The sequence below is a fragment of the Flexivirga sp. genome, assembly GCF_051955415.1.
GTDB lineage: Bacteria > Actinomycetota > Actinomycetes > Actinomycetales > Dermatophilaceae > Flexivirga.
On record NZ_JBQCGS010000090.1, the window covers coordinates 1 to 7,125 of the forward strand.

Below are 7,125 nucleotides of genomic sequence, written 5' to 3' on the forward strand. Positions count from 1 at the left end.
AGCCGACGTAGTCCAGGTCGGCCTGGGTCACGGTCGCGCGGTGGTGCTTGGCATGCAACAGCGTCGGGTGCAGGTCGATGAGGTTACGGGGGTTACCGCCGGAAACCACCCGACCCGCCCCGTCGGACCGAGAGGAGTACAAAACGACCGAGAGGATGACCGGATCGTGGTGATTCGGTCATCCTCTCGGTCAGTAGGTGCTCCTCTCGGTCAGGAGGCGTCGGCCTTCTGGGCGAACTCGGTCGTGTAGGTCTTGCTGATGTCGATCTGGTCCTTCTTGGGCTTGACCGCCGGTGAGAAGGAGCCCAGCACGTTCAGCGCGTTCTTCGCGCCCGATTCGTCCATCAGCCCGTCGTCGGTGAACATCCGCTTGGAGTCGTTCAGCGCCTGCACATACAGGCTCGGGTCGCTGCCTTTGTAGTCAGCCGGCAGCTTGTCGGAGATCTGCTGTGCGCTGTGGGTGTGGATCCACTTCAGGGTTTTGACGAACGCGTTGGCCAGTTTCTGCACGGTCTGCGGGTTCTGCTTGACGTAGTCGCAGGACATGTAGAGCGAGCTGGCCGGGTAGAGCCCGCCGAGCGCCTTCCGGGTGCCCGCCTCGGTGCGCATGTCGAGCAGGACCTTGCCGACCCCGGTCTTGGTCAGCTGGGCGACGGTCGGGTCCGTCGTCATACCGGCGTTGATGCCGCCGGACTTCATCGAGGCGATGAAGGTCGCGTCCGCGCCGGCCTTGACGGTCGTGTACCCGGTGCTGGGTATGCCGGCCTTGCCGGTGAGGTACTGGGTGAGGAAGTCGGTCGAGCTGCCCTGACTGGTCACGCCGAGCTTCTTGCCCTTGAAGTCCTTGGCGGAGGTGATGGAGCCGGCGTCCTTGCTGGAGACCATCTCGACCTCACCCGGCACGTTCGCGAACTGCACGACGCTCTCCAGGCACTTGCCCTTGGCCTGCATGTCGATGGTGTGGTCGTAGAAGCCGACGACACCCTGCGCCTTGTCGGCGATCAGCGCCGTCTCGGCGGTGACACCGGCCGGGGTGTCGATCAACGACACGTCGAGGCCCTGGTCCTTGAAGTAGCCCAGCTTGTCGGTGAGCGCGGCGGGCAGGTAGATCACCTTGCTCATGCCGCCGACCATGATCTTGACCGAGGCATGGGAGCCGCCGGCGCTGGCTCCGCCCGCGGGCTCGTCCTTCTGGGTGGCGCAGCCACCGAGGGCGAGGGCCCCCGCCATACCGACTGCGGCGATTCCGGCGAACTTCTTGTGCATGAGTTTTCCTGACTGTGAGTAACGGTGGGCAGGGCTGGTCAGACCGCGACGGTCTCGGTCTGCGACGGCGGGCGCCACTTGAGCAGGCGGCGTTCGAGGTAACCGAGGACGAGCTCGGCGATGAGCGCCATGACGGTGCTGATGACCATGCCGGCGTAGATGGCGGCTGCGTCGAAGGCGCTCAGACCCGTGGAGATGAGCAGTCCGACGCCCTTGGTCGAGCCGGCGAACTCACCGACGATCGCGCCGATGAGGGCGAAGCCGAAGGCGGTGTGCAGCGAGGCGAGGATCCAGGACGTGGCGCTGGGTACGACGATCGAGCGCAGCACCTGCAGTCGGCCGGCCCCGAGGATGCGGGCGTTGTTGACCAGGTTGCGGTCGACCTCCCGGGCGCCCTGGAAGGCGTTGAAGAAGACCGGGAAGAAGACCAGGACCGCTGCGGTCGCGATCTTGGACTCCATGCCGAGCCCGAACCACAGGATGAAGATCGCCGAGAGGACGATGCGCGGCACGGCGTTGGCGGCCTGGATGAACGGTGAGAGGACCTCAGAGCACAGTCGCGCCCGGCCCAGCAGGATGCCCAGCACGATGGCGAGCACCGCACCGATGAGGAATCCGTAGACCGCCTCCTGGAAGGTCACCCAGATCTGCGTCCAGATCGAACCCTGTGCGGTGCCGTCGGTGAACCAGGTGACCAGCTTCTTCCAGATGAGGCTCGGCTTGGAGTAGAAGAACGGGTCGAACCACAGGCTGACCGAGATCTCCCAGAAGGCGATCACGCCGGCGAGGACCAGCACGCGCAGCGCGTAGACCATCGACTTGTGCCGGCGCAGCTGGGCGCGTGGGTCCTGGGGCTGCAGCGGGGTCGTCATACGACCATCGGTGGCACCGGCCTCGGCTGTGCCGGGTGCGTCGATCGTGGAGTTACGCGACACGGGATGCTCCTTGTGCTCGGGCGGCCTCGACCTCGGAGGACAGCGACTTCCAGACCTTGGAGTAGGTGTCGATGAACTCCGGCGTGAGCCGCAGTTCCTCGACGTTGCGCGGCCGGGGCAGCTGGATGCGGAAGTCGTCCTTGATGCGGGCCGGACTCGCCGTCATCACGACGACGCGGTCGGCCAGCGCGATGGCCTCCTCGAGGTCGTGGGTCACGAAGATGACGGCGGTGCCGGTGCCGGACCACAGCTCGAGCAGCTCGTTCTGCATGAGCGCGCGGGTCTGTACGTCGAGCGCTGAGAACGGCTCGTCCATCAGCAGGATCTTCGGCTCGTTGACCAGCGTCTGCGCGAGCGCGACGCGCTTGCGCATGCCGCCGGACAGCTGGTGCATGTAGGACTTCTCGAAGCCGGCCAGGCCGACCCGGGTGATCCAGTCCATGGCCTTCTCGTGTGCCTCGGCCTTGGGAACGCCGCGCCACATCGGTCCGGCGGCGACGTTGGCCAGCACGTTGCGCCAGGGCAGCATCGCGTCGGCCTGGAACATGTAACCGACGCCGTCCGGGATCCCTTGCACCGCAGCGCCGTTCACGCGTACGACGCCGTCGGACGGTGGCTCGAGCCCGGAGACGAGGGACAAGGTGGTGGACTTGCCGCAGCCGGTCGGACCGACGACGGCCACGAACTCTCCGGGGTCGACGGTCATGGTGATGTCGGCGGCGGCGACGTGGATGCCACCACCGGCCTTCACGAAGCGTTTGGTCGCGTGCGACAGCTCGACGAGGTGCGACATACGCGTCCTTTCTCATGGCGGGGACTGTGACCCCACTCACATCGAGGAGGGCACGGCGCAGGACGCTAGGGGCCCGTCACGGGTGCTGTCTGCGTTGCGAGCGTTGCCCGGTTTTCGCACGCTGAGCGCGTTCTGCACATTTCGCATCCGGGGCGTCGCTGCAGCTGAACGCCCTATCGTGGTCGGCCATGACCCGACCCCGGCGGATGCCGTTCACCCGCCAGATGATGATGCTGCAGGTCGCCGTCGTGGCGGCCCTGGGCGTGGTGAGCCTGCTCGTCGCCGGCTTCTTCCTGCGGTCCACCCTGCAGCACCAGTACGAGCAACGCGCCCTGTCGGTGGCCCGCACCATCGCCGCCGACCGCGGGCTCGGAGATCTGGTCGCCGCGGACGAGCAGTCGCGTGTGCAGCAGATCGCCGGCGCCCAGGAGCGGTCCGCGCACGCGCTGTTCGTGGTGATCACCAATGACCGCGGCGTGCGGCTGGCGCATCCGAACCCGGACGAGATCGGCAAGATGGTGAGCACCGACCCGGAGGAGGCGCTGGCGGGCCGGGAGAACGTCTCGATCGAGCGCGGCACGCTGGGCCTGTCCGCCCGTGGCAAGGTGCCGTTGCGCGACTCGTCCGGCCGGATCGTCGGCGAGATCAGTGTCGGTTTCGCGGCGACGGACATTCACGACGCGTTGGTGCGGGTGCTGTTCATCGTGTTGCCGTGGGCGCTGGCGGCGGTGCTGATCGCCGTCCTGCTGACCGCGCTGCTCGGTCGTCGGCTCAAGCGGCTGACGCTGGGCCTGGAGCCGTCGGAGGTCGCGGACCTGGTGCGGGAGCGGGAGGCGGTGTTGCACGGCATCAGTGAGGGTGTGCTGGCGGTTGACACCGAACGCCGGGTCACCATGTGCAACGCCGAGGCGATCCGGTTGCTGGGCAAGGAAGTTCGCTTGGGCGCCGACCTGGACGATCTCGCGCTCGCTCCGGACCTGCAACGTCTGATGCGGCATCCGGCGGAGGACGGCCGTGCCATCACCGCAGTGTCCGGGCGGCGGGTGCTGGTGGCCAAGCATCGGCCGGTGGCGCTGGACGACGGGACGGACCTCGGCGGTGTGCTGACCGTCCAGGACCGGACCGAGCTCGAACAGCTGACCAGCGAGCTAGCCGGTGTGCGGAGTATGACGAGCGCGCTGCGCGCGCAGCGGCACGAGTTCGCCAATCGGATGCACACCGTGATGGGGCTGCTGCACACGTCGAACGTGCAGGATGCGATCGAATACCTCAGCGACAGCGTCAAATTCGCGCACAGTGAGGACGTGAGCGAGAACCCGGCGGTGCGGTCCAACACGATCCGGGCCTTCTTCGCCGGGAAGCAATCGGCGGCCGCCGAGTCCGGGGTGGCGCTGGTCTTGTCCGGGCAGAGCTGGGTGCCGCAGAAGCTGGTCGCGCCGGTGGAGGTGATCACCGTCCTGGGCAACCTGGTCGACAACGCGATCGAGGCCGCTCGCAGTTCGTCGGCGCGTCCGGCTCGGGTCGAGGTGGACCTGTTGTCCGAGGGCACGAAGCTGGTGATGTCGGTCGCCAACACCGGTGACGGGATCCCGGCCGAGCGGGCCGAGTCGATCTTCGTCGGTGGTGTGAGTTCGCGCGGTGAGGGGCGCGGCATGGGCCTGGCCATCGCGAGGACGACCGCGGAAGGGCTCGGCGGCCAGTTGCGGTTGAGTGCGCTCGGTGCCGAGGGCGCGGAGACCGTGTTCGTCGCGGAGCTGCCGAACGTGTTGGAAGCAGCAGCGATTGAGCACTGCATGGGCGATGGTGAGGAAGGGCGATGACGAAGGTTCTTGTGGTGGACGACGATTTCCGGGTGGCGTCGGTCCACGCGTCATACGCCTCGTCGGTGGAGGGGTTCGAGGTGGTGGCGGTGGCGCACACTGCAGCGGATGCCCTACGTGCCGTGGACGAACTGCGCCCGGATCTGGTGCTGCTGGACAACTACCTGCCGGACCGGTCTGGGCTGGAGGTGTGTGCGCAGCTCACCGGCGCAGCGTGTGACGTCATGATGATCACCGCCGACGGTTCGGCCGAGTCGGTGCGGGCCGCACTGTCGGCCGGTGCGGTGAACTACTTGCTGAAGCCGTTCGGTGTCGACCAGTTGGTCCGCAGGTTGAAGGCGTGGCAGCGCTATCGCGGCCGGGTGCGTGACGGCTTGCTCGACCAGGACCAGATCGACACCGCGATGCGTGCGTTGCACGAGGGTGACCGGCCGCAGGCGCCGAAGGGGCAGTCGCCCGTGACGGCATCGCTGGTCCGGGATGCCCTGCAGGCCGCGCAGGACCCGGTGTCCGCGGCGGACCTCGGCACCGAGTTGGGCATCGCCCGGGCCACCGCGCAGCGCTACCTCGCCGGACTCGTCGACGACGGGGTGGCCCTGATGCGGCTGCGGTACGGCGGGACCGGGCGCCCGGAGCACGAGTACGTGTGGCGGCGGTGATGTCCGCCGGGCGGCTCGGTCAGCGCGCGCGCCACGCGCCGGGGTCGGGCGGCGGCGGCGAGGCAGCGACGTCGTCGTCGGTGAACGGCTTCGCCGTGCCGCGCAGTGCTCCGGCTGCGCGGACGGTCGTGGTGGCTGCCAATCGGGTTGCGCGACGACGGATCTCGTCGATGTCCAGCGGACTCGTGGAGGCGATCACGACGTAGTTGCCGAAGCGCCGGCCTTTCATGACATCGGCCATGGCGAGCACAGCGGCATGATCGAAAGCATCCGCCAGCGTTGCCAACACACGGGCGAGGTAGTCGCGGCTGGGCTCATCGGCGAGGTTCAGCAACAGCAGGCCGCCGGGCTTCATGACTCGTCGGTAGTGCGCGATCGTGGTGGGGGTCAACAGGTCCGCGGGGACCCGGCCCTCGTCATACGCGTCGACGACGATGGCGTCCGCGGACGCGTCACGCAGGGCGCGGACGCCGGAAGCGCCGTCCTGCGGCCGCACCCGGATGCGGTGGTTGCGGGGGAGTGGGAGTTCCCGGCGGACACACTCGGTCAGCGAAGCGTCCGGCTCGAGGACGATCTGCGGTGACCCCGGACGGGTGTGCTGCACGTAGCGGGCCAGAGTGAGCCCGGCGCCCCCGATGTGCGTGATGCCGGCCGGGCCGGCCGGCAGCAGGTCGATGCCGATCGCCAGTTGGGCGATGTATTCGAAGACGAGCAGCTCGGGGTCGTGCAGGTCCACGTGGGACTGCGGGTGCCCGTCGCGCAGCACGGTGACGCCGCCGCGCTCGTCCGGCTGGAAGTCGAAGTGCGGCTGGTCGGTCACGGCGTCAGCGTATGGGTTGGCTCGTCTGTCGCGTTTACCAGGGTTCTCGAGGAGTATCGGAGCATGCGGATAAGCCATGACCGGGAGGCCGACGCGGCATACGTCTATCTCGTCGACCCGATCGGCAGGGGCGAGGCAGTGAGAACGCACGTTGTGGACCTGCCCTTCCATCCCAACTCGATCACCCTGGATTTCGACGTGAACGGGCATCTTCTGGGCATGGAGGTCCTCGGCGCACACGACGTCCTGCGGCCCGCCACCTTGGCGCAGGCGCAGGACGTCAGCCAGCTGGAATGAGTTGCGGCGGCCGACGAGCGTTGATGGTGGCGGTCTTGATGCTCACAGCGCTGTGTGATCGGGAGCGATTTCGCGGACCAGCCCGCGCGCATTGACGACGCGACTGACGCCAGAGCCGTCGACGAGGTCGATCTGGCCGGCCTGCACTGGTTCATGTGTCATACGGTCGATCATCCGCCTATGTGGCGTGCGGATCTCGCTTGGGGAGGGTCGTCGTGTTGTTGCAGGCTGCCGTTCCACATGATGTCGATCAAGACGCGTTCGGGGTGGGAGCGGGTGGGCGGTGGTAGGCCGGGTGGTGCTGGTGGTCGGCTGGTGGCGGCGGTGAGGCCGCCGATGGTGGTGATGGTTGCGGCTGCGGTGCCGGTGACGTGGTAGTCGGGGTGTTCCTTGACGTAGTTGCAGCGTTCGCACAGTCCTTGGCCGTTGCGTTCGGAAGTGTCGCCGCCGTCGGTGTGGCGTTGGATGTGGTCGATGTGTCGGATGGGTGCGGTGCACCAGGGGGTGCGGCAGGTGTGGTCGCGGAAGATGATCA

At 67.7% G+C, this 7,125-nt stretch carries 8 protein-coding genes; 3 read left to right on the plus strand and 5 right to left on the minus strand.

Annotation, left to right across the window (positions count from 1 at the left end):
• Window positions 1-210: 210 nt before the first annotated feature.
• The 3 genes from ACTHL4_RS14990 to ACTHL4_RS15000 are packed head-to-tail and all read right to left on the minus strand — an operon-like array spanning window position 211 to window position 2,994.
• On the minus strand, window positions 211-1,266 hold the full coding sequence (locus ACTHL4_RS14990) for an ABC transporter substrate-binding protein (protein ID WP_440283568.1): 1,056 nt from the start codon (window positions 1,264-1,266) through the stop codon (window positions 211-213).
• Window positions 1,267-1,304: 38 nt separating this feature from the next.
• Entirely contained in the window at window positions 1,305-2,201 is an 897-nt protein-coding gene (locus ACTHL4_RS14995) for an ABC transporter permease (RefSeq protein WP_440283569.1), read from the minus strand.
• Window positions 2,191-2,994: an ABC transporter ATP-binding protein gene (locus tag ACTHL4_RS15000; protein ID WP_440283570.1), complete on the minus strand. Its 804-nt coding sequence runs from the start codon at window positions 2,992-2,994 to the stop codon at window positions 2,191-2,193. Before ACTHL4_RS15000 ends, ACTHL4_RS14995 begins: the two co-directional genes overlap by 11 nt.
• A gap of 188 nt (window positions 2,995-3,182) precedes the next feature.
• Between ACTHL4_RS15000 and ACTHL4_RS15005 the strand changes: the two genes are divergently transcribed.
• Window positions 3,183-4,814, plus strand: a complete 1,632-nt coding sequence (locus ACTHL4_RS15005) for an ATP-binding protein (RefSeq protein ID WP_440283571.1) — start codon at window positions 3,183-3,185, stop codon at window positions 4,812-4,814.
• Window positions 4,811-5,473, plus strand: coding sequence for a response regulator (locus tag ACTHL4_RS15010; RefSeq protein ID WP_440283572.1), 663 nt, complete (start codon window positions 4,811-4,813; stop codon window positions 5,471-5,473). Before ACTHL4_RS15005 ends, ACTHL4_RS15010 begins: the two co-directional genes overlap by 4 nt.
• A 19-nt stretch (window positions 5,474-5,492) precedes the next feature.
• Here ACTHL4_RS15010 and ACTHL4_RS15015 read toward each other — a convergent pair whose 3' ends face one another.
• Window positions 5,493-6,293 (minus strand): spermidine synthase, encoded by an 801-nt coding sequence (locus ACTHL4_RS15015; RefSeq protein WP_440283573.1) that lies wholly within the window; start codon window positions 6,291-6,293, stop codon window positions 5,493-5,495.
• A gap of 63 nt (window positions 6,294-6,356) precedes the next feature.
• Between ACTHL4_RS15015 and ACTHL4_RS15020 the strand changes: the two genes are divergently transcribed.
• Window positions 6,357-6,590: a DUF2283 domain-containing protein gene (locus ACTHL4_RS15020; RefSeq protein WP_440283574.1), complete on the plus strand. Its 234-nt coding sequence runs from the start codon at window positions 6,357-6,359 to the stop codon at window positions 6,588-6,590.
• Window positions 6,591-6,760: 170 nt separating this feature from the next.
• On the opposite strand, the gene ACTHL4_RS15025 is transcribed toward ACTHL4_RS15020, so the two are convergent.
• Window positions 6,761-7,125, minus strand: a 365-nt coding sequence (locus ACTHL4_RS15025; protein WP_440283575.1) for an HNH endonuclease, incomplete at its 5' end; no start/stop codon positions are given.

What these genes read in the sequence shown, in the direction of transcription:
- ACTHL4_RS14990 (WP_440283568.1), bottom strand. Translation starts at nt 1,266, where the DNA reads ATGCACAAGAAGTTCGCCGGAATCGCCGCAGTCGGTATGGCGGGGGCC.
- ACTHL4_RS15000 (WP_440283570.1), bottom strand. Translation starts at nt 2,994, where the DNA reads ATGTCGCACCTCGTCGAGCTGTCGCACGCGACCAAACGCTTCGTGAAG.
- ACTHL4_RS15005 (WP_440283571.1), top strand. Translation starts at nt 3,183, where the DNA reads ATGACCCGACCCCGGCGGATGCCGTTCACCCGCCAGATGATGATGCTG.
- ACTHL4_RS15010 (WP_440283572.1), top strand. Translation starts at nt 4,811, where the DNA reads ATGACGAAGGTTCTTGTGGTGGACGACGATTTCCGGGTGGCGTCGGTC.
- ACTHL4_RS15020 (WP_440283574.1), top strand. Translation starts at nt 6,357, where the DNA reads ATGCGGATAAGCCATGACCGGGAGGCCGACGCGGCATACGTCTATCTC.